Source organism: Mucilaginibacter sp. P4_G9 (assembly GCF_056400985.1).
In genome coordinates, this window is record NZ_JBFUKF010000953.1 from 1 (window position 1) to 542 (window position 542).

Annotated in this window: 1 protein-coding gene; it reads left to right on the top strand. The window is 43.9% G+C overall.

Annotated elements, in window-relative coordinates; all coding sequences use genetic code 11:
* A partial coding sequence (locus AC1DPZ_RS28760) for a transglutaminase-like domain-containing protein (protein WP_477409970.1) occupies nt 1–391 on the top strand: 391 nt, incomplete at its 5' end.
* Nucleotides 392–542: the final 151 nt, after the last annotated feature.

The following is a 542-nucleotide window of genomic DNA, read 5'->3' on the forward strand; positions in this document are numbered from 1 at the left end:
AAAGATCCCGGCGCGTTACGTGAGTGGGTATATATGCACCCATAGCAGCGCTATGCGCGGCGAAGGCGCTACCCACGCCTGGGCCGAAGCTTATATCCCGGATTATGGCTGGCTGGGTATCGATCCTACCAATAACTGTATTGCTAATGAAACCCACGTTCGCCTTGCAGTAGGCAGAAATTTTTCAGATTGTTCGCCTGTTAAAGGTGTATACAAAGGTTCATCGGGCCATAAACTGGAAGTGGCGGTTACTGTTGATGATGAGAACGATTTTACTATTGAAGATAAACCCCATCCTGGTGCACCATCGCAAGCTGCAACCGATACGCCCAAAAACAGCTACCAACGATACATGGAAATAATTCAACAGCAACAACAGCAGCAGCAATAGATGTGCGGATATGCAGATTTCAGATGTGCAGATGCTGAACAGTTGATTAGATGTTTTGATTTTGAAATAAATAGTCAAGCAAAAAAAGCTTCACAAATAAAAAAGTCTTACCAGTTTTAACTCGATAAGACTTTCTTATTTGTGAAGGGCC